We start from the raw sequence: 18,894 nt of genomic DNA, 5'->3' as shown, positions 1-18,894 counted from the left end.
CGGTTAGCGCTCCGGGGGCCTCCCTGTCGGTCGGGTCAGACCTGGACGCGGTCCTCGACGGCCTTCTGGATCTTGGCGATGGCATCCTCGACCGGGATGCCGTTCTCCTGCGATCCGTCGCGGTAACGGAAGGAGACGGCGCCGTTGGCCATGTCCTCATCACCCGCGATGATCATGAAGGGCACCTTGGCCTTCTGCTGGTTGCGGATCTTCTTCTGCATCCGGTCCGAGGAGGCGTCCACCTCGACCCGCAGGCCCTTCTTCCTGGCCTGCGCAGCGAACTCCTGGAGGTACGGGATGTGCGCGTCGCCGATCGGGATGCCGACCGCCTGGACCGGGGCCAGCCAGACCGGGAACGCACCCGCGTAGTGCTCCAGCAGCACGGCGAAGAACCGCTCGATGGAGCCGAACAGGGCGCGGTGGATCATGACCGGGCGCTGCTTGGTCCCGTCCGGACCGGTGTACTCCAGGTCGAAGCGCTCCGGCAGGTTGAAGTCGAGCTGCACGGTCGACATCTGCCAGGTGCGGCCGATGGCGTCCTTGCACTGGACCGAGATCTTCGGGCCGTAGAACGCGGCGCCGCCCGGGTCCGGAACCAGGGGCAGACCCTGCTTCTCGGCAACCTGGCGCAGCGTCTCGGTGGCCTCTTCCCAGATCTCGTCCGAGCCGACGAACTTCTCCGGGTCCTTGGTGGAGAGCTCCAGGTAGAAGTCGGTCAGACCGTAGTCGCGCAGCAGGTTCAGGACGAAGGTGAGCGTCTTGTCGAGCTCCTCCGCCATCTGCTCCTTGGTGCAGTAGATGTGCGCGTCGTCCTGCGTGAAGCCGCGCGAACGGGTCAGGCCGTGCACCACGCCCGACTTCTCGTAGCGGTACACCGTGCCGAACTCGAAGAGACGCAGCGGCAGTTCACGGTAGGAACGGCCGCGCGCGTCGAAGATCAGGTTGTGCATGGGGCAGTTCATCGGCTTGAGGTAGTAGTCCACCCCGTCGTCGAGCTGCATGGGCGGGTACATGCCTTCGGCGTACCAGTCCAGGTGGCCGGACTTCTCGAAGAGCTTGCCCTTGGTGGCGTGCGGCGAGTAGACGAACTCGTAGCCCTCCTCCTCGTGCCGCTTGCGCGAGTAGTCCTCCATGGCCCGGCGGATGATGCCGCCCTTGGGGTGGAAGACGGCGAGGCCGGGGCCGATCTCGTCGGGGAAGGAGAAGAGGTCCAGCTCGTTGCCGAGCTTGCGGTGGTCGCGCTTGGCGGCCTCCTCCAGGAACTCCAGGTGTGCCTTGAGCTCGTCCTTGGTGGGCCAGGCAGTGCCGTAGATGCGCTGGAGCATCGGGTTCTTCTCGCTGCCCCGCCAGTACGCCGCGGCGTTCCGCATCAGCTTGAACGCCGGGATGTTCCGGGTGGTCGGCAGGTGCGGACCACGGCAGAGGTCCTTCCAGCACAGGTCACCGGTCTTGGCGTCCAGGTTGTCGTAGATGGTCAGCTCGCCGCCACCCACCTCGACATCCGCGCCGTCGTCGGTGGAGGCGGCACCCTTGATGCCGATGAGCTCCAGCTTGTACGGCTCGTCGGCCAGCTCCTCACGGGCGGCCTCGTCGGTGACGACCCGGCGGGAGAACCGCTGTCCCCGCTTCTGGATCTCCTGCATCTTCTTCTCGATGGCCTTGAGGTCCTCGGGCGTGAACGGCTTCTCGACGTCGAAGTCGTAGTAGAAGCCGTCCTTGACCGGCGGACCGATGCCGAGCTTGGCCTCGGGGAAGAGCTCCTGCACTGCCTGCGCCATGACGTGCGCGGTGGAGTGCCGGAGGATGTTCAGGCCGTCCTCGGAGGAGATCTCGACGGGCTCGACGACCTCGCCGTCGGCGACGACGTATGCGAGGTCCTTCAGCTCACCGGCGACCCGGGCGGCGACGACGGTGCGCTCGCCGGGGAAGAGCTCGGCAGCCGTAGTGCCCGTCGTCACCACGCGCTCTTCCCGCTCGGAATCGCGTTGGATGATCATACGGACGTCTGACACCGGTCTCTCCTGACTGAAGGGGGGTGCGCGCCGTATTCCACTGCGCACGCAAGAGGAATCGTACCGAGCCGACGGCCCCCTTCGCGAAAGGGTTCGTTCCGGCAGTGGGCCGACACCGTGCCGGGCCCCTCATTCCGGCTCTTCGCCCGTGCAGGCCTCCTCGAAGTAGTCGACGTTCTCCTGGAGCGATTTCATCAGCCGGTCCCGTTCCGCCTCGTCGACCTGTACGGGCACCACCTGCGAGGCCCGGGTCAGCCGCCGGAAGCCGCCCCGGCTCTCCAGTCGCCCCTCCACCCGGATCGGCAGTCCGACGAGGTGCGCGTGGCCCGCGATCCGGTACGCCTCCTCGTCGAGCTCCAGCCGTACGTGTGGCACCTCGGCCCCCGCCAGCACCCTCAGCCGCACCGTTCCCGCGCCGCGCGGTCCCGAGCGGCGCAGCCGGACGACCGCACCGGTGATCCGGACCGCGACGGCGGGTTCGTCCCGCCGGTAGCGGGCTCCCGCCCGGCGCAGGGCGGGCAGGTCGCCCGGCGAGAACTCCACCGGTTCGGGACGGGCGGGACAGCCTTCGGGGGTTCCTGCGGCTGGTGCCCAGGCGAGAGAGATCCTGGTTCCCTCCGAGCCGCGGACCAGCGCGATGACGGCCTCGGTCAGCTCACGGCTGACGCCTGCCTCGACGGCGCTGTCGAAGGCTTCCATGCCTCCGGTGGCGCGCTGGAAGTCGATGGCCTCGCGGGTGGCGTGCAGGGCGTGGCAGAGCCGTACGGCGACGGCCCGGCCGGTTTCGACGGGGAGACATGCAGTGAGGTCGCGGCCGCCCGGTGCGGGGCCGACGAGGACGCCTTCGAGCGTGGCGAGGGCCCTTCGGCGGTGGCGCGCGCCGTGGAACCCGGTACGGGCCCGCACGGCGAGCGCTCCGGCGAGCAGGATCTGCCGGGCCGCGGCGCGCAACTGCTCCGCGGCGGTCCAGCCGGCCGCTCCGGCGGCGCCCGCGGGACCGGCGGCGCCGTCGGGGACATCGCGCCACCAGCGGATCTCGTCGCTGGGCACGGCGAGGGAGACCAGCACCTCGCGGGCGGAGGGGGCAGCACTGCGGGCGAGCGCCGTGAGCGCTTCGCCGAGCAGGTCCTCGCTGTCGGGGAAGGCGGTGGTGTCGGGTACGAGGAGGCTCGTGCCGCCGGAGGGTGCCGCGGCCCCCGGTGGGGTCCATCGGCTGTAGCGTCCGGCCGCACCGCCGCGGCGGTGCCAGCCGTGCCGGTCGAGCAGGGCGCCGAGGACCGCGGGGTCGACGCGGGCGGGGTCCGGGATGTCCCCGAGGGGTGGCAGGGCGGTGGGCCAGTGGGTCATGGTCTCGCTGGGGTGGGGTCGCGTGCCCGACGGAATCGTGCTGTCGGCGGGCTCGTCCATCGGCCGGTGCATCAGGGTCTCCCTCCCGCCCCGACCCGCGTCATGATCTCGCAGAGCGCGCGGTCGTCGAATATGCGCGTGGTCGGGATCCGCACAGTGGTCCTGTGCCGGCCTGTCACCGCGTGGCCGGCCAGGTTGGTCCAGTAGCAGCAGTGCCGCAGGTCGAGCCGTTCGTGCCCGGCGCGCAGCCAGTCGTCCTGGCTGCGCGGTACGAGCATCACGACCAGGATCTTGTGCACCGACACAGGCGTCCGGGCGAGCTTCACGAGGTGGGCGTTGTCCAGCGTGAAGGCGAACGACGGTCCGGGTGGGTGCGGCGGTATCTGGTAGGTGCATTTGAGCTGCACCTTGATGGTCACCTCGTCGTCGACGGTGTGGCCGGGGGCGCCGTGGCTGACGTGCCAGTCGATGCCGTTGTCGGGAAAAGGCTGCGACAGGGAGCATCCCGCCGCGGCCGCGACCGCGTGCAGGTAGCCCACCTGAAGGGTCTCCATGCAGGCGGTGGTGGCGAGTGTGCCGCGCAGCGGAGCGATCCGCTGGGGCAACAGCCCGCTCGGGTCGGGCTGCGCGAGCGCCATGGCTCCGTATGCCTTCCGGGCTGTGCCGATCGGTTGGTCGGTCGGTGCGTCCTCAGGCAACTTCCGTGCCTGTCATCTGTGTTGTCACCGCAGCGAGCGGTCCGCAAACGGCGTATCAGGCAAAGGGCGCGGGTATCACCGAATCGGGCAGGGGGATCACGCCATCTGCCGGTCAGGCACGAGGAGTTCGGGGATGAGTCACTGGTACGACGGGCCGCTGGCCGCTTTTGACACCGAGACAACGGGAGTGGACGTCGAGGAGGACCGGATCGTTTCGGCCGCCCTGGTCGTCCAGGACGCGGCGGGCGGGCGCATGCGCGTCACCCGCTGGCTGGTGAATCCGGGGGTTCCGGTGCCCGTGGGGGCCACCGAGATCCACGGTCTGACCGATGACCATCTGCAGCGCAACGGCAGGTGGCCTGCGCCCGTGGTGGAGGAGATAGCCCGGGCGCTGGCCGAACAGTGCGCGGCGGGACGCCCGCTCGTCGTGATGAACGCGCCGTTCGATCTGACGCTGCTCGATAGGGAGCTGAAGCGGCACCGGGCGTCGTCACTGGCCGGCTACCTGGGGAAGACGCCGCTGTGCGTGCTGGATCCCCGGGTTCTGGACAAGCACCTGGACCGCTACCGCAAGGGGCGGCGCACGCTCACCGATCTCTGTGCGCTGTACGAGGTGGTGCTGGACGGCGCTCATGACGCGGCGGCCGACGCGGCGGCGTCGCTGGAACTGGTACGGGCGGTGGGGCGGCGCTTCTCGTCGCGGCTGGAGCGACTGTCTCCGGCGGAGCTGCACGCGCTGCAGGCGGTGTGGCATGCGGCGCAGGCGCGCGGTCTGCAGGCGTGGTTCGCGAAGAGCGGGACGCCGGAGACGGTGGATCCGGCCTGGCCGCTGCGTCCTGAACTGCCCGCCGCTGCGTGATCCCGGACGCCCGGGGCCGGCTCCGGACATGCAGAGGCCGGTCCGTCGGTGTTGCTGACGGACCGGCCTCTCCCGGGGTGGGCGATACTGGTTTCGAACCAGTGACCTCTTCGGTGTGAACGAAGCGCTCTCCCACTGAGCTAATCGCCCGGGAACGGACTGAACCATACAGGTCCCGGTGGGTGTGGTTCAAACTCCTTCGAGCCGGGCTGCCAGTCCGCGGCGTCCCGCCCGCATCATGAGCGCGTGGTTCACCCGGAACACCGCACGTCCGGGCACGGCGAGCAGCCGCATGATCCGCCGCCGCACCTCGACCTCCTGCTCGTACGTGGCACGGCTGCCGGTGCCGTGCGCGGTGACGGTCCAGCGGGCCCAGCCGTCGAGGTCGCCGTCGAGGGTCACTTCGAGGATCCCGGCAGCCGGGTCGTGGCGGCTCGCGCGAACGGTCACGACCAGGTCGTACGGGAGAGCGGAGCGGATGCGCACGGTTCCTGTGGTGTCGTCGACCGAGGTGACCTCGCGAACCTGCGGCCACCACTGCGGGTACTCCTCGGCGCGCTCCAGGATTCCGTACACGGCATCGGGCGGGGCGGTCACGTCCCAGATGCTCACAAAGCGGTAGTGGCTCCAGCCCATGGGTCCCAGTCTGCGCGTACTCAGCCCCGTACCTGAGTATCCGAGCGCATGTCCGCATCTGTGGGCCGCGCCACACTCCCGGATATGGAACATGTGCCGCCGCCCGCCGAGGAATTGGCGCTCCTCGACCGCGAACTGGTCCGGCTGGACGCCCGCCGGATGCAGCTGCTGACCCGTCGTGCCTGGCTGGTGAGTGTGCTGCAGCAGCCGGCCACGTCCGCGGGACCGACGTCCGCCGCACCTTCCGGACCGGCGCAGCCGTATCCGCAGTGGCCCGCGGCCCCCTTCGGCGCTCCCGGTGCGCCGGTCCCGCCGCCCAGTGCCCAGAATGTGCTGCTGAGTCTCGGCGGACTGCTGCTGACGATCGCGGCGATCGCGTTCACCCTGGTCAGCTGGGGTCATCTGGGGATAGGCGGCCGCTCGGCAGTGCTCGCCCTGGTGACGGTCGCGGCGTCGGCCGCACCCGCGCTGCTGCTGCGCCGCGGTCTGTCGTCGACGGCCGAGTCGCTCGGTGCGCTGGCTCTGGTGCTGACGGTGCTGGACGCGTACGCGCTGCACGCGGTGGCGGCGCCGGACACGGACGGTCTCGGGTTCACCGCGGTCGCGTCGGCGGTGCTCGCCGTGCTGTGGACGGCGTACGGCCTGGCACTCGGCAGGCTTCGTCTGCCGCTGCCGGTGGCCGTGGTGAGTGTGCAGTTCACGTTGGTGCTGTGGGCGTGGTCGGCGAGTGCGCCGGCCTCGGTCCTCGGTTGGGCGCTGGTGCTGACGGCGATGCTGGACTCTGCGATCGCCCGGTGGGGCAAGGGTGTTGGGGTCCGGGTGACCGCGTCCGTCTGCGGATGCGTGACCGGGCTCTCCGGGGCGCTGGTGGCGCTGGTCCAGTCGGTGACGGCTGGTTCGCCCCTCTCCGCCGCTTCCCCGGGGGCACTGTTGCTGGTGGGAGCGGCGGTCGCGCTGTTCGCCGTGTGGCGGGCGCCGAAGGAGATCGCGGTGGCCGGCGGGGTGGTGGCCGGGCTGGCGATGGTCGCGGCTGTGGGCGGTGTGCTGCGCGCGGGGGTCGCCGAGGACTGGTCGGTTCCGGTGTATCTGCTGTGCGGTCTGATGCTGTGTGCGGCGGTACGGGCTCCGCTGCCGCGTCCGGCCGGACGGGGCGTCCTGTGGGCGTCGGCTGCGGTGGTCTCGGGCGCGGTGCTGACGGCTGCGCCGGCGGTCGCCATGACGCTGGTGGGTCCGGTGTCGCGGTGGGCCCGGGTGTGGTCGGGTGCCCCGGACGGCAGTGCGCGCGGTGCGCTGGGGCTGGAGGGTGCACAGTGGTCGCAGCTGTACACGGCGCCGGTGATTCTGCTGGTGGTGGCCGGTCTGCTGGGGGCGGCACACCACTGGTGGCCCCAGTGGGTGCGGGTCGCCGGTGCGGTGATCTCCCCGGGCGAGTCGTGGCGGGGTGCGGCGGGGGCCGGTGCGCTGGTGATCGGGTGGGCGGGGCTGCTGGTGGTGCCGGTTGCGCTGGACGCCCCGTACGCGGCCGCGGTGGTGGTGCAGTTGCTGCTGATCGCGGCGCTTCTCGCCGGGGCGGTACGGGTGTTGCGTCGTGGGGCGGGCCCGGTGGCGCCGGCGGCGCTGGTGTGCGGTGCGGTGGGGGCGGTGAGCGTGGGGGCGCTGTCACTGGCTGCGGAGGCCGCCACCTATGCGGTGTTCGGGATCCTGCTGGTGCTGTTCGCTGCGACCGCGGCGAAGACGCGTGCCGAGGGGTCACCGACGGCCCGGGTGATGCAGGGTGCTCTGGCGTGTGCGGCGGTGGTGTGCGGGATGGTGCTCGCCGGGGCCGCCGGGGTGTCGCTGGAGCTCGAGACGTACCGGGCCGCACCGGTCATGTTGGTCGTCCCCGCGCTGACGGTGCTGGTCGGGGCGCGGCTGCGGGGCGGTCCGTCGGCGCTGCCGGTCGAGCTGACCGGCGCCGTGGCGGGTGCGGTGGCGGTCGGGATGGCCGTGCCGGACGGGCCGTACCTGGCACTGGTGCTCGCGCTGTGCGGGGTGCTGGCGGCGGGTACCGCGGTGCGTGCGGAACGGCGGCCGGCGGCCGGGTATGTGGCGGTGGCCCTCTTCGTCCTGGCGACGTGGGTGCGGTTGTCGGCTTCCGGGGTGTCGACTCCGGAGGCGTACACGCTGCCGGTGACGGTGCCCGCGTTGGTGGTCGGTGTGGTGCGGCGGCGCCGTGATCCGGCGGCGTCCTCGTGGACGGCGTACGGGGCGGGTCTTGCGGCGACGCTGGTGCCGAGTCTCGTCGCGGCCTGGACCGACCCGTCGTGGGTGCGGCCGCTGCTGCTCGGCGTGGTGGCGCTGGTGCTCACGCTCGCCGGGGCACGGTTGCGACTGCAGGCGCTGCTGCTGCTCGGCGGCGCGGTGCTGGCGTTGGACGCCCTGCACGAACTGGCGCCCTATGTGGTTCAGGTGGTCGGTGCCCTGCCGCGCTGGCTGCCGCCTGCGCTCGCGGGTGTGCTGCTGCTGGTCGTCGGGGCGACGTACGAGCAGCGGCTGCGGGATGCGCGGCGACTGAAGGACGCCCTGGGCCGGATGCGCTGAGGGAACACATGACCGGTGGGCCGGCCCGTTGCTTCACCGCCTCGGGCCGGCACCCGGTCGCCGACGCGTGCGAGATTCTCGATGGCGGCGAGTCCACCCTCGGTGAGGAACCCCCTGCCCTGCTGACGCAGCACCAGGTCGTAGGGGTACATGATGCCGCCGGGGCCACTGCCATCGGCCGGCTTGCCGCGTTCGCTGATCTTCTTGGTGGACTCGTCGTACTGCTTCCAGGCCCGGCCCTCCTCGGGCGTGACTCCGACCTTCACGTACTCGGCGGGTTGTGGACATGGGCGAAGGTGTTGTCGCCGACCGGGAAACCGGGCAGCTTCCCGTTGACGTCGCCCGCCTTCTCCGGTCCGGCCCGGAAGTTCTCCATGCTGAGATTTCCGGCTTTCACCCGGGAATCGAGATCGAGCAGAACCCGCTTGCCGTCGTACGTGCGCAGGAATGCGAGGGAGTTCTGGACGACATCGGGCGCATTGCCCGCGGAGGCCCCGGGCATTGAAACTTCCAGAAATTCCCGTGGTCCTGAAAGTCCGTCTTGGCCTTGATGTTCGGACGCCTCTTCTCGAACAGCGCGGTGACACACCCCTCCCGGACAGACAGCACCCGCCGCCACGTTCGATTGAATCGCTTGAGAAAGCGCTTGCCGGGGCAGGCCGGGAGTCGGAGGGGTCACCGTCAACGACTGGAAAGGTATCGGTCGAAGCGCTTCAACCACACCCCGCGGCGCGGGGTCCGCGGGGCGTTCCGACGGGGCTCGTACCGCCGCGGAAACAGTCGGGAGGGCACCCCGATCGACGCGGGAAACGCAGAGGGTCCGTGAGACTCTGCAGTCTCACGGACCCTCTGTCCGGGTGGGCGATACTGGTTTCGAACCAGTGACCTCTTCGGTGTGAACGAAGCGCTCTCCCACTGAGCTAATCGCCCGGGCGCACTGCAAACATTACCCCATGTCAGCGGCGCTCTCCGACCACCCCCGGGTCACTCGTGGATCTTCCACGGCATCACGATTCCGAACTTCCAGACATAGATCCCGACCAGCACGACGACGATCACGAGGCCGATCACGGTGAGGATGATGTTCCGCCGCCGGACCTTCGGGTCGAGCGCCTTCTGGGCGGCCTCGGTCACCTTTCGGCGCGTCCAGCGGAGCACCAGCTGCGCCCAGACGAACTCGGTCGCCCAGATCGCCATGCCACCGAAGATCACCAGCCAGCCGGGCCCGGGCAGCGGCAGCATGATGATGCCCGTCACGACCACGGCGAGGCCGACCACGAAGACGCCGACCTGCCAGCTCAGATGCAGGGTCCTGGACGCCTTGACGAACCCCGGCGCCCGGGAGCCGAGCGCCCGCTCCTCCTTGACCACGTCCTCGATGACGTCCGGCGACCCGTCCCCCGTCACTTCCCCCGCGGCAGGCGACGGGGCCGCCGCTCCGGCGACCCCGTCCCGCGCGTCACTCTCCGCATTCATGGCCCCAACCTACCGGAACGGCCTTTGTCACCGGAATGGCCGCATAACCCAAAGTTACACACCGCCGCACGAGCGACCTGAACAACCACAAAAGGGTCAGAGGGGTTTACAACGCCACCGTAGGTGGCATGTCGATTTCGCCGACGTGCGAATCCCCGAGCGCACACTGAGCGAAAGGCCCTGGCGCTTATGAACACCACGGTCAGCTGCGAGCTGCACCTGCGCCTCGTTGTGTCGAGCGAGTCCTCACTGCCTGTACCCGCGGGCCTGCGGTATGACACGGCCGATCCGTATGCCGTGCACGCCACCTTCCACACCGGAGCGGAGGAAACGGTCGAATGGGTATTCGCCCGCGACCTCCTCGCCGAGGGGCTGCACAGGCCCACCGGCACCGGAGACGTTCGCGTCTGGCCATCCCGTAGTCACGGCCAGGGCGTCGTCTGCATCGCATTGAGCTCCCCAGAGGGCGAAGCCCTGCTCGAGGCCCCGGCCAGGGCCCTGGAGTCGTTCCTGAAAAGGACCGACGCCGCGGTTCCACCCGGCACCGAGCATCGTCACTTCGACCTCGATACGGAGCTCTCACACATCCTGGCCGAGAGCTGAGCCAGGTCGAGAGCTGCACGGCACCGTCCGACTCGGGGCGACGGTGCCGCGCAGACAACCTCATAGGGCAGACACCAGCGCCGTCATCACGGAATCCACTGTGGTGACGGCGTCGGCGCGCGTTCGACCGGGGGTGTGACGGGTGCGCGCCCCGGCCCTCCCATACGCGCCGGGCGGGCCCTGTGCGCCCTCAGCACCCCCGAGCGCCCCCGCTGGCCCCCTGGTCGGCCGATAAGTGCTCCTGTCCGGCCCCAGGGCCCCTCTCGGGCCGCTGCGCGTCCTCGCCGAGCCAGTAGAGTCAGCCGGCATCGGCGGGCGCCCGCCCGCCGGAGGCCAGGGAGCGAAAGCGTGCTGATCCCCCACGACACCCGGATCGCGCTCGACATCGTGGTCGAGCTGGTGAACACCGCACCGGAGACCGATCAGCCGGAGGGCGGACCGAGCGACGGTCTCGCCGGCATCGAAGCGCTTTACCGATTCGCCCGGCACCACCGCATCAGCGGTGTGGCCGAACTCGGCGAGAAGGATCTTCGGGCCGTACACGACGTACGAAGGCGGTTCGCCGAGATCTTCGCGGCGCCGGACGCCGAGACGGCCGCCGGTCTCGTCAACAGCCTCGTGGCCTCGGCGGGCACCACGCCACAGCTGAGCAACCACGACGGCTACGAGTGGCATGTGCACTACTTCGCGCCGGACGCATCGATCGCCGATCACCTCGCGGCCGACTGCGGCATGGCGCTCGCCTTCATCGTGGTGGCGGGCGAACAGGAGCGACTGCGGCACTGCGAGGCGCCGGACTGCCGGGACGCGTTCGTGGACCTGTCCCGCAACCGCTCCCGCAGGTACTGCTCCAGCCGCACCTGCGGTAATCGGCTGCATGTCGCCGCGTACCGGGCGCGCCGCAGAGAAGCGGCCGACTGACCGCTCGCCGCCCGTTTCATCGCCCGCTCACAGCAGGAAGAGATCGTGCAACGCGGCCATCAGCAGCAGGCCGCCGACCACCGTGAGGAAGATCATCAAAGGGGGCTGGGACAGCGCGAAGAGGCAGCCACGCGGCTCTTCGGCAGGGGGTGCGGGGGCATCGCCCGGGGAGGTGTCCACCATCTCGGGACGATCATGACGCAGACCGGACCCCGTTGGCGATCAACACGCCTCTTTGTGACGGGAGTTCACCCTCGTCGGGGCCGAAAGGATTCGCTCCGGCGTCCGGTCCGCTGTCACGTATTCGGGCTCGTGGCCGGTTCTCCCGCGCCTCCCGCACCCCGGCCGGATCAGCCGAGATCGCGCAACATCCGCAGCTGGGCGGCTCGGTGGACCGAAGAGCCGCCCTCGTGACCGTTCCAGGGGTAGACCTCGATCTCCTTCGGTCCCGCCCAGTGGTTGTACGCGGCGAAGACCGTGGACGGCGGGCAGACCAGGTCCATCAGCGCCACCGAGTAGAGCGCCGGGACGGTGGCCCGGGCGGCGAAGCTGATCCCGTCGAAGTACGAGAGCGTACGGAACACCCGGTCGGCGACGCCGTGTTGGGTGGAGAGGAAGCGGACGATCTCCTGGTAGGGGTCCTTGTCGGTGATCTCGACGGCCCGCCGGAAGTGGGTCAGGAACGGCACGTCGATCAGCGCCGCCTTCACATACGGACTGAGCCCCGCCACGGCCTGGGCGATGCCGCCACCCTGGCTGCCGCCGTGCACGACGATCCGGTCGGGGTCGACGGACGGGTGGGCGCGGGCCACATCGACGGCGCGGACCGCGTCGGTGAAGACCCGGCGGTAGTAGTACTCGTCGGGGTCGAGGATGCCGCGGGTCATGAAGCCGGGCGACTGCGGGTTGGCGCCACCGTGGGGGTCGGGGGTGGAACCCGCCGAGTGGCTGTTGACGGCGCCCTGACCGCGGGTGTCGACGAGCAGGGTGGCCCAGCCGGCCGCGGGCCAGACGAGATGGTCGTGCGGCAGCCCTCGGCCGCCGCCGTAACCGAGGTAATGGACGACGCACGGAAGGGGCCCCTCGGCACCCGAAGGAACGTTCAGCCAGGCGCGTATACGGTGTCCGCCCCAGCCGGAGAAGGTCACGTCATGTACCTCGACGGCGCTCAACGCGGCGTCGTACGACTGGAATTCGGGGTCGAGCGGGTATGCGGCCGACTCGTCCAGGGTGCGCTTCCAGAAGGCGTCGAAGTCGTCGGGTTCACCGGACTCCGGGCGGTAGTCGCGAAGTTGGTGCAGCGGCAGATCGAACAGGGTCACGGTGTCTCCGTTTCGGACATGCGGCAGGAAGGGGGCGGAAGGAAAAGAGTGATCGAGCAGCGCCGGTCGGCTCAGTGCGGCGTCGTACTGGAGGCGCGCACGACGAGCTCCGGCTGAAGCACCACACTGCGGTGCTCGTGCGTGCCGTCCTCGTCGTCCGCCTCCTGCAGCAGGAGTTCCGCGGCCATCCGGCCCATCACGGCGGCCGGCTGGCGGACCGAGGTGAGCGGTACGGCAGCGGCGGCGGCGAATTCGATGTCGTCGTAACCGACGATGGCGATGTCCTGTGGCACCCGGACTCCCGCCGCGTACAGCGACTGCAGCACGCCGAGGGCAAGCAGATCGTTGGCGCAGAACACGGCGGTCGGCCGCGGCACGAGTCCGAGCAGCCGGGCCCCGGCGTCGCGGCCCGCGGCCACGTCCAGCCGGTCGGAAGGGATCTCGACGAGCGCCTCGGGTCCCAGTCCGGCCCGGTCGAGTGCCGACAGGGCGCCCTCACGGCGGTCCCTGATCTGGTGGAGGTCGCCGGTGCCGCTCACGTACGCGACCGAGCGGTGCCCGGCCGTCAGGAGGTGACCGACGGCAAGGGAGCCACCGCGGACGTCGTCGACGGAGACCGCGCAGTACCCGGGCGAGGACGCCACCCGGTCCACCAGCACGAAGGGGATGCGGTGGCGGCTGAACGCCTCCAGGTTTCGGCCGGTCGCGTCGGCCGGGGTGACCAGTACGCCGCACACCCGCTGTTCGGCGAAGAGCCCCAGATATTCGGCCTCCTCCGCCGGGCTCTGACCGCTGTTGCAGACCATCACCCCGAGGCCCGCCTCACGGGCGGCACGCTCGGCACCACGGGCCACGTCGACGAAAAAGGGGTTGCCCATGTCGAGGACCAGCAGCGCCATGATCCGGCTGCGCCCCGCCCTGAGCTGGCGCGCGGACTCGCTTCGTACGTAACCGAGCTCCTCGATGGCGGCCTGGACCCGGGCACGGGTCTCCGGCAGCACCGCTTCGGGCCGGTTGATCACATTGGACACGGTGCCCACGGAGACTCCGGCCTGCCGGGCCACATCCTTGATCCCTGCCACACGTGCCACTTGGTCTGCCCCACTGGCGCCCTCGGCCGCACTGATCCGCGGCTGTCGCCCCATCGTACGGACGGCGTTGCGAGGCACTCCGCGGTCCCGACCCGGACAGCCTCGTGCGCCGGGCCGCGGCGCGGGTGGCCCGCCACGGATCACCCACCGTGGACTGAATTGTTTCAGTCCGATCCGACGCTAACCGCCATCCCGGCGCAGCGTCAAGAATCAGGAATGAATCGATTCACCACCAATGCTCGCCTGCGGCCCGGTTTCAGATTCCGTGCTTCTTCAGGATGGCTTCGATGTCACTGAAGTCCTCGCCCGGGGCAGCGGTCTGCTGCTTGGGCTTCGCCTTCGCCCGTGACTGAACCGCCGGTGCGCCGGCCCCCAGAGAGGGTGCCGACGCCGCCGGCGCGACGGCACCGGACTGCGCCGCCCGCGCGGCAGCCCTGCGTTCCTTGCGGGTGCCGACGCCACGGCGTTCGACCCCGCGCGTGATCATGAAGAGCAGCCAGGCCACCCCGAGCACCCCGAAGCCGAGCCAGACGCTCGGTTTGAAGGCGATATTGGAGACCCACTCGACGACACCGGTCAGCACCAGCCCGATGGGGACCAGCGAGTAGGCGGCGATCCGGGTCGCGGTGAGGAAACGCTTCCGGTACGCGGTCACGGCGGCAATGCCCAAGCCCGCCGCGGACACCGCTGAGCAAATGGTCTCGGCAAGCATCGGGGCCTCCAGGCGCAACGGGGAAACGTCCCTTCCATCCTGCACCGCCCACCGGGGCGGCGGCCATGATCCCGGACCACATCAGGGACATTTCAGGGCCGGGATCCTCCCCAGGTGCCGATTCGCGTGATGCCGACCCGAAAGGGCCCGCGGTGAGCGGGTCCCCGCCGATGCCGGTTGGGATGCGCGGGTGGGCCCTGGGAGACTGGTTCCATGAACGAATCCACCCCTGCAGCCCCGGTCGTCCTCGACGTCTGGTGCGAGCTCCAGTGCCCCGACTGCCACCGGGCCCTCGCCGATGTGCACGCCCTGCGGGCCCGTTACGGCGACCGGCTCGACGTGCGCCTGCGGCATTTCCCGCTGGAGAAGCACAAGCACGCGTACGCCGCGGCCCAGGCCGCCGAGGAGGCTGCGGAGCAGGGCAAGGACTGGCCCTACATCGAAGCCGTGCTCGCCAGGACCGCCGAGCTCGGCCGCACCGGTGAGCCGCTGCTGATCGAGGTGGCGCGTGAACTCGGTCTGGACGCCGAGGAGTTCGACACCGCTCTGATCGACGGCCGGCACATGCTGATCGTCGACGCCGACCAGGCGGAGGGGAAGGCCATCGGTGTGACCGGCACCCCCACCTATGTGATCGGCGGCGAGCGGCTGGACGGCGGCAGCAGTCAGGACGGGCTCCGCGAGCGGATCGAGGAGATTGCCGACCGGCTCCTCGCCGAGCAGGGCTGACAGCGACGTCGGCCCGCCCCTCCGCCCGTCACAACGGCTTGACGAGGTTGTGACGAGTCGTTTCGTAGCCGAGCGACTCGTACAGCCGGACCGCCGGGGTGTTGTCCGAGAGGACGTGCAGCCCCATCCGTTCGTCGCCGGCGGCCAGGGCGATGCGTTCGGCCTCCAGCATCAGCGCGCGACCGTACCCCCGGCCGCGGAACTCTTCGGACACCTCGACGTCGAAGACGTACCCGACCACCGTCCCCGGGTGCATTTCGAACCGCGCCACCCAGACGTGCCCCACGGTCCGGCCGCCGCCATCGACGAGGACGTGAATGTACGTGCCCTCCGTGGCGAGACCGTGCGGAAGATGTGTCCGGTGGGAGGTCTCGGCTCTGCGCCGGGCCTCGTCCGCCGGGACGCCGCGCGCGACAAAGGTTTCCGCGTAGCCGGTGACAGCGGTGCTCTCCCACTGTGCGAACTCGTCCTCGGTCATCGGACGTCCGGTGACGCCGTCCGGCAGAACGGGCGGGGTCCGCGGCAGGTCCTTGACCATGTTCCTGCTGCGCTCGGTATAGCCGAGCGCAGCAGCCAGCCGCAGTCCGGCCGTGTTCTCCGGCTCGACCTCCACGGTCAGCCGGGAGCAGCCCCAGCCGCGCAGCACTTCCTCGACGGCGAGCCCGGCGATGGTGCCGCGGCCGCGCCTGCGGTTCGCTTCGTCGATCCGCAGGCCGCGGATGGTGCCTGTCGTCCCACCCGACCCGGGTTCGGTGCCGATCTCGACGGCTCCGACGGGTCGCCCGTTGTCGCACACGTCGTACGTGCGCTTCCTCGCGCCGTCGGCGCCTTGCTGAATCGGCCCGGTCGGCCGGAGGGTCGTGGTCATCACCGGTGTTCTATCCGCTGCACCGCGGCCCGTCACCCGGTTTTGCGGACCGCTTCCGTTGTAAGGCCCGCAACGGTGTCCGCGGCTCGGGACCATGGTGCGGATCGGACCGGGTCACGGGTCGAGGTCGTTCCCGGCGCGCTCCTCGAAGACCCGCATGGCCTTGGCCGTCACCGGCCCGGGTCCGCCGGGCAGCTCGCGGCCGTCGACCCGGTGGACGGCCTGGACGTCCCGGAGGGTGGAGGTCAGGAAGATCTCCTCGGCGTGCTCCAGGACGTCCATGTGAAGCTCGGTCTCCAGTGCCCCGGACCATTCGACGGCCAGTGCGCGGGTGATCCCGGCGAGGCAGCCGGAGGCGACCGGCGGGGTGTGGAGCTGCCCGTCGAGGACGACGAAGACATTCGACCCGGTGCCTTCGCAGAGCTGTCCGACGGTGTTGGCGAACAGCGCCTCGGATGCGCCCTGCGCATGGGCGCGGGCGAGGGCGACGACGTTCTCCGCGTACGAGGTGGTCTTGAGCCCGGCCAGGGCGCCGCGTTCGTTGCGGGTCCACGGGACCGTGATCACGGCGGTGGTGTCGGGGCGGCGCGTGGCCTCCCCGAGTGCGACGACCAGGCTCGGTCCGTCGTCGCCACGGTCGGAGCCGAGCGGCGAGAGGCCGCCGGTGTACGTGATGCGGAGCCGGCCGAGTTCCATCGGGTTGGCCTCGATGACGGCGGCGCAGGCCCTGCGCACCTCGTCGAGGTCCGGGTCGGGCAGCCCGAGACCGCGGGCCGAGCGGGTCAGCCGGTCGAGGTGCCGGGTGAGGGCGAAGGGGCGGCCCCCGGTGGTCCTGACGGTCTCGAAGATCCCGTCCCCCACGGTCAGTCCGTGGTCGAGCACGGACACCCGGGCGTCGGCGGCGTCACGCAGTTCGCCGTTGACCCACATCCACATCATGCGGTCCTTCCTGTTTCCTGGTGGGCGCCCGACGCTACAGCGAGCAGCCGGGCGGCCTTGAGCTCGGTCTCGTCCCATTCGCGCTCCGGATCGGAGCCCCAGGTGATCCCGGCGCCGGTGCCGAACCTGAGGACCGGGGCTTCTGCGGTCCGGTCGATCCAGAAGGTTCGTATGCCGACGGCGAGACCGGCGGTGGCCCGGTCGGCGTCGACCCAGCCGATGCCGCCGCAGTACGGACCCCGGGGTGCGGTCTCCAGGGACTCGATGATGCGGAGCGCGCTGGATTTGGGTGCACCGGTGACGGAGCCGGGCGGGAATGCGGCGGCGAGCAGTTCGGGCCAGCCGGCGCCGTCGGCGAGGCGGCCACGCACGGCGGAGACGAGGTGGACGAGCCCGGGGTGCTTCTCCACCACGCAGAGGTCGGGGACGGTGACCGATCCGGTGGCACAGACCCGGCCCAGGTCGTTGCGGACCAGGTCGACGATCATCACGTTCTCGGCGTGGTCCTTCTCCAGCAGATCCGCCTCGGTGCGACCGGTGCCCTTGATCGGTCCGGACTCGACGGTCCGTCCGTCCCGGCTCAGGAAGAGTTCGGGGGACGCGGTGGCGATCTCCACGCCGTGCGCGGGCAGGCGGATCGTTCCTGCGTACGGGGCGGGGTTGCCGCGTGCGAGCAGCGCGGTGAGGGCGTCGACGTCGGAGGCGGCCGGGTCCGGCAGCTTCGCGGACATCACCCGGCAGAGGTTGGCCTGGTAGACCTCGCCCGCCGCGATGTGCTCGCGGATCCGGCGTACGCCCGCGGTGTACGCGGCACGGTCCAGGGACGAGACCCAGTCGCCGGCTCCGGGCCCGCGCCAGGCTCCGGGGACGGGTGCGGGCACCGGTTCGGTCCGTACGGTCCCGAAACGGGCGCAGGCGAGGCGGCCCTCGAAATCGGCGCATACCGCCCAGAAGCCGGACGAGTCGAGGGCTGAGGGATCACTGGTCACGTCCTGCAGTTCGGACGCGACGAGGCCGCCGAAGCGGGCCATTGGAGCAAGGTCGTGCACGTGAGTGAGTCTAGGACGGTGCACGGTGACCTGCGCCGGGGCGAGTGCACCTCAGCACGCTGCACAAACGCGTTTTTGTACTGGCCCAGGAATCCGCTAGAGTTCAACACGTCGCCGGGACACGCAAGTGAAACGGAAACGACAAGCGGACGTGGCTCAGTTGGTAGAGCATCACCTTGCCAAGGTGAGGGTCGCGAGTTCGAATCTCGTCGTCCGCTCGAAGTGGGGGATCTTTTCCCGAACCCCTGCACTCCTGGTGGAGTGGCCGAGAGGCGAGGCAACGGCCTGCAAAGCCGTCTACACGGGTTCAAATCCCGTCTCCACCTCCAAGGACGATTAGCTCAGCGGGAGAGCGCTTCCCTGACACGGAAGAGGTCACTGGTTCAATCCCAGTATCGTCCACTGATCCGCAAGGATCCCCCCGCGCGATTAGCTCAGCGGGAGAGCGCTTCCCTGACACGGAAGAGGTCACTGGTTCAATCCCAGTATCGCGCACGCAGTACACGCAGGTTCACCCTGCGCGATTAGCTCAGCGGGAGAGCGCTTCCCTGACACGGAAGAGGTCACTGGTTCAATCCCAGTATCGCGCACCAGCAAGCCCCGGTCGTCTCGACGACCGGGGCTTTGTCGTGGTTGCGGGTCGAGTCCGTCCGGGTCAGCCGATGATCAGCAGCCCGATCATGATCGTCAGCGACGTCGTGCAGGGCCCGGACCCGCCGTGGCCCGCCCGCTCCCCCGCGTCCGCCACCCAGCGCGGCGGGTGGGACCAGCCGGCGGCTCCGGCCGGGTGGAGCGACGGTCCGGGACGTTTCGAGGAAGGTCACCGGCCGGAACTTTAAGGATCAACCATGCCGCCGCCTGGATGTCCGACGGAAGTTGTCGACGGTATGCATGCTGCGGGATGCGTACATCGTGCGGCCCCGGACCGTGCACGGTGCGCGCATCGGACGCTCCGTGGGCCCGGACGCAGTGCGTCCGGGCCCACGGCGGGGGGCAGGCCCCAGTCGCGTATAAACATCAGTCGCGGGCGGCGGAGGAATTAGGGTAGATAT

At 70.2% G+C, this 18,894-nt stretch carries 18 protein-coding genes and 7 tRNA genes; 10 read left to right on the top strand and 15 right to left on the bottom strand.

The genetic code is table 11. The features are described 5' to 3' along the window. Positions 1-35 precede the first annotated feature (35 nt). The 3 genes from thrS to ACFU6I_RS43195 all read right to left on the bottom strand — a co-directional run bounded on the left by thrS (position 36) and on the right by ACFU6I_RS43195 (position 3,997). Positions 36-2,012: a threonine--tRNA ligase gene (gene thrS, locus ACFU6I_RS43205; protein ID WP_384378398.1), complete on the bottom strand. Its 1,977-nt coding sequence runs from the start codon at positions 2,010-2,012 to the stop codon at positions 36-38. Between the two features lie 129 nt (positions 2,013-2,141). After that, positions 2,142-3,431 carry a hypothetical protein gene (locus tag ACFU6I_RS43200; protein WP_384378395.1) on the bottom strand — a complete coding sequence of 430 codons (1,290 nt, stop codon included), beginning with the start codon at positions 3,429-3,431 and terminating at the stop codon, positions 2,142-2,144. Beyond that, on the bottom strand, positions 3,431-3,997 hold the full coding sequence (locus ACFU6I_RS43195; protein WP_384378392.1) for a DUF4365 domain-containing protein: 567 nt from the start codon (positions 3,995-3,997) through the stop codon (positions 3,431-3,433). The genes ACFU6I_RS43200 and ACFU6I_RS43195 overlap by 1 nt, the downstream gene beginning before the upstream one ends. A 193-nt stretch (positions 3,998-4,190) precedes the next feature. On the opposite strand from ACFU6I_RS43195, the gene ACFU6I_RS43190 reads away from it, so the two are divergent. Then, entirely contained in the window at positions 4,191-4,916 is a 726-nt protein-coding gene (locus ACFU6I_RS43190) for a 3'-5' exonuclease (protein WP_384378389.1), read from the top strand. Positions 4,917-4,994: 78 nt separating this feature from the next. On the opposite strand, the gene ACFU6I_RS43185 is transcribed toward ACFU6I_RS43190, so the two are convergent. After that, a tRNA-Val gene (locus tag ACFU6I_RS43185) sits at positions 4,995-5,066 on the bottom strand. A gap of 39 nt (positions 5,067-5,105) precedes the next feature. Beyond that, complete coding sequence (locus ACFU6I_RS43180; protein ID WP_384378386.1) at positions 5,106-5,552, bottom strand: SRPBCC family protein; 447 nt, start codon at positions 5,550-5,552, stop codon at positions 5,106-5,108. Positions 5,553-5,636: 84 nt separating this feature from the next. On the opposite strand from ACFU6I_RS43180, the gene ACFU6I_RS43175 reads away from it, so the two are divergent. Continuing rightward, positions 5,637-8,132: an SCO7613 C-terminal domain-containing membrane protein gene (locus tag ACFU6I_RS43175; RefSeq protein ID WP_384378383.1), complete on the top strand. Its 2,496-nt coding sequence runs from the start codon at positions 5,637-5,639 to the stop codon at positions 8,130-8,132. Positions 8,133-8,394: 262 nt separating this feature from the next. Here the strand turns inward: ACFU6I_RS43175 and ACFU6I_RS43170 are convergent, their stop codons facing one another. From ACFU6I_RS43170 to ACFU6I_RS43160, 3 genes are all read right to left on the bottom strand, one after another. Next, positions 8,395-8,634, bottom strand: coding sequence for a hypothetical protein (locus tag ACFU6I_RS43170; protein ID WP_384378380.1), 240 nt, complete (start codon positions 8,632-8,634; stop codon positions 8,395-8,397). A gap of 356 nt (positions 8,635-8,990) precedes the next feature. After that, positions 8,991-9,062: transfer RNA gene (locus tag ACFU6I_RS43165), tRNA-Val, on the bottom strand. A 54-nt stretch (positions 9,063-9,116) separates the two neighbouring features. Further along, complete coding sequence (locus tag ACFU6I_RS43160) at positions 9,117-9,608, bottom strand: TIGR02611 family protein (RefSeq protein ID WP_384378377.1); 492 nt, start codon at positions 9,606-9,608, stop codon at positions 9,117-9,119. A gap of 189 nt (positions 9,609-9,797) precedes the next feature. On the opposite strand from ACFU6I_RS43160, the gene ACFU6I_RS43155 reads away from it, so the two are divergent. Next, complete coding sequence (locus tag ACFU6I_RS43155; protein WP_003959770.1) at positions 9,798-10,211, top strand: SsgA family sporulation/cell division regulator; 414 nt, start codon at positions 9,798-9,800, stop codon at positions 10,209-10,211. Positions 10,212-10,559: 348 nt separating this feature from the next. Further along, positions 10,560-11,132 carry a CGNR zinc finger domain-containing protein gene (locus ACFU6I_RS43150; protein ID WP_384378374.1) on the top strand — a complete coding sequence of 191 codons (573 nt, stop codon included), beginning with the start codon at positions 10,560-10,562 and terminating at the stop codon, positions 11,130-11,132. 27 nt (positions 11,133-11,159) lie between these two features. On the opposite strand, the gene ACFU6I_RS43145 is transcribed toward ACFU6I_RS43150, so the two are convergent. The 4 genes from ACFU6I_RS43145 to ACFU6I_RS43130 all read right to left on the bottom strand — a co-directional run bounded on the left by ACFU6I_RS43145 (position 11,160) and on the right by ACFU6I_RS43130 (position 14,257). Further along, entirely contained in the window at positions 11,160-11,315 is a 156-nt protein-coding gene (locus tag ACFU6I_RS43145; RefSeq protein WP_266987865.1) for a hypothetical protein, read from the bottom strand. 167 nt (positions 11,316-11,482) lie between these two features. Further along, a complete protein-coding gene (locus ACFU6I_RS43140; RefSeq protein WP_384378371.1) occupies positions 11,483-12,454 on the bottom strand; it encodes an acetylxylan esterase in 972 nt (323 codons plus the stop codon). 71 nt (positions 12,455-12,525) lie between these two features. Continuing rightward, positions 12,526-13,545, bottom strand: a complete 1,020-nt coding sequence (locus ACFU6I_RS43135) for a LacI family DNA-binding transcriptional regulator (protein ID WP_384378368.1) — start codon at positions 13,543-13,545, stop codon at positions 12,526-12,528. A 256-nt stretch (positions 13,546-13,801) separates the two neighbouring features. Continuing rightward, positions 13,802-14,257 carry a hypothetical protein gene (locus ACFU6I_RS43130; RefSeq protein WP_384378365.1) on the bottom strand — a complete coding sequence of 152 codons (456 nt, stop codon included), beginning with the start codon at positions 14,255-14,257 and terminating at the stop codon, positions 13,802-13,804. A 213-nt stretch (positions 14,258-14,470) separates the two neighbouring features. Here ACFU6I_RS43130 and ACFU6I_RS43125 point away from each other — a divergent pair, with 213 nt between their 5' ends. Then, positions 14,471-14,986: a DsbA family protein gene (locus tag ACFU6I_RS43125; protein WP_384378362.1), complete on the top strand. Its 516-nt coding sequence runs from the start codon at positions 14,471-14,473 to the stop codon at positions 14,984-14,986. 28 nt (positions 14,987-15,014) lie between these two features. Here ACFU6I_RS43125 and ACFU6I_RS43120 read toward each other — a convergent pair whose 3' ends face one another. From ACFU6I_RS43120 to ACFU6I_RS43110, 3 genes are all read right to left on the bottom strand, one after another. After that, a complete protein-coding gene (locus ACFU6I_RS43120) occupies positions 15,015-15,854 on the bottom strand; it encodes a GNAT family N-acetyltransferase (RefSeq protein ID WP_384378359.1) in 840 nt (279 codons plus the stop codon). A gap of 114 nt (positions 15,855-15,968) precedes the next feature. Continuing rightward, complete coding sequence (locus ACFU6I_RS43115; protein ID WP_384378405.1) at positions 15,969-16,790, bottom strand: aminotransferase class IV; 822 nt, start codon at positions 16,788-16,790, stop codon at positions 15,969-15,971. Then, positions 16,790-17,824 (bottom strand): chorismate-binding protein, encoded by a 1,035-nt coding sequence (locus tag ACFU6I_RS43110; RefSeq protein ID WP_384378402.1) that lies wholly within the window; start codon positions 17,822-17,824, stop codon positions 16,790-16,792. The genes ACFU6I_RS43115 and ACFU6I_RS43110 overlap by 1 nt, the downstream gene beginning before the upstream one ends. A gap of 163 nt (positions 17,825-17,987) precedes the next feature. On the opposite strand from ACFU6I_RS43110, the gene ACFU6I_RS43105 reads away from it, so the two are divergent. The 5 genes from ACFU6I_RS43105 to ACFU6I_RS43085 all read left to right on the top strand — a co-directional run bounded on the left by ACFU6I_RS43105 (position 17,988) and on the right by ACFU6I_RS43085 (position 18,435). Beyond that, positions 17,988-18,060: transfer RNA gene (locus tag ACFU6I_RS43105), tRNA-Gly, on the top strand. 37 nt (positions 18,061-18,097) lie between these two features. After that, positions 18,098-18,171, top strand: a tRNA-Cys gene (locus ACFU6I_RS43100). Between the two features lies 1 nt (position 18,172). After that, a tRNA-Val gene (locus ACFU6I_RS43095) sits at positions 18,173-18,244 on the top strand. A gap of 21 nt (positions 18,245-18,265) precedes the next feature. Continuing rightward, positions 18,266-18,337, top strand: a tRNA-Val gene (locus tag ACFU6I_RS43090). A 23-nt stretch (positions 18,338-18,360) separates the two neighbouring features. Continuing rightward, positions 18,361-18,435 (top strand) — tRNA-Val (locus tag ACFU6I_RS43085). Positions 18,436-18,894: the final 459 nt, after the last annotated feature.

Origin of the sequence: Streptomyces sp. NPDC057486, from assembly GCF_042802415.1 — a bacterium.
Lineage (GTDB): Bacteria > Actinomycetota > Actinomycetes > Streptomycetales > Streptomycetaceae > Streptomyces > Streptomyces yanii.
This window is presented reverse-complemented; position numbering and strand designations above follow the sequence as displayed.

Coding starts and splice junctions, on each gene's coding strand:
- ACFU6I_RS43200 (WP_384378395.1), bottom strand. CDS start 3,431: ATGCACCGGCCGATGGACGAGCCCGCCGACAGCACGATTCCGTCGGGC.
- ACFU6I_RS43195 (WP_384378392.1), bottom strand. CDS start 3,997: ATGGCGCTCGCGCAGCCCGACCCGAGCGGGCTGTTGCCCCAGCGGATC.
- ACFU6I_RS43190 (WP_384378389.1), top strand. CDS start 4,191: ATGAGTCACTGGTACGACGGGCCGCTGGCCGCTTTTGACACCGAGACA.
- ACFU6I_RS43180 (WP_384378386.1), bottom strand. CDS start 5,552: ATGGGCTGGAGCCACTACCGCTTTGTGAGCATCTGGGACGTGACCGCC.
- ACFU6I_RS43175 (WP_384378383.1), top strand. CDS start 5,637: ATGGAACATGTGCCGCCGCCCGCCGAGGAATTGGCGCTCCTCGACCGC.
- ACFU6I_RS43170 (WP_384378380.1), bottom strand. CDS start 8,634: ATGCCCGGGGCCTCCGCGGGCAATGCGCCCGATGTCGTCCAGAACTCC.
- ACFU6I_RS43160 (WP_384378377.1), bottom strand. CDS start 9,608: ATGAATGCGGAGAGTGACGCGCGGGACGGGGTCGCCGGAGCGGCGGCC.
- ACFU6I_RS43155 (WP_003959770.1), top strand. CDS start 9,798: ATGAACACCACGGTCAGCTGCGAGCTGCACCTGCGCCTCGTTGTGTCG.
- ACFU6I_RS43145 (WP_266987865.1), bottom strand. CDS start 11,315: ATGGTGGACACCTCCCCGGGCGATGCCCCCGCACCCCCTGCCGAAGAG.
- ACFU6I_RS43130 (WP_384378365.1), bottom strand. CDS start 14,257: ATGCTTGCCGAGACCATTTGCTCAGCGGTGTCCGCGGCGGGCTTGGGC.
- ACFU6I_RS43125 (WP_384378362.1), top strand. CDS start 14,471: ATGAACGAATCCACCCCTGCAGCCCCGGTCGTCCTCGACGTCTGGTGC.
- ACFU6I_RS43120 (WP_384378359.1), bottom strand. CDS start 15,854: ATGACCACGACCCTCCGGCCGACCGGGCCGATTCAGCAAGGCGCCGAC.
- ACFU6I_RS43115 (WP_384378405.1), bottom strand. CDS start 16,790: ATGTGGATGTGGGTCAACGGCGAACTGCGTGACGCCGCCGACGCCCGG.
- ACFU6I_RS43110 (WP_384378402.1), bottom strand. CDS start 17,824: ATGGCCCGCTTCGGCGGCCTCGTCGCGTCCGAACTGCAGGACGTGACC.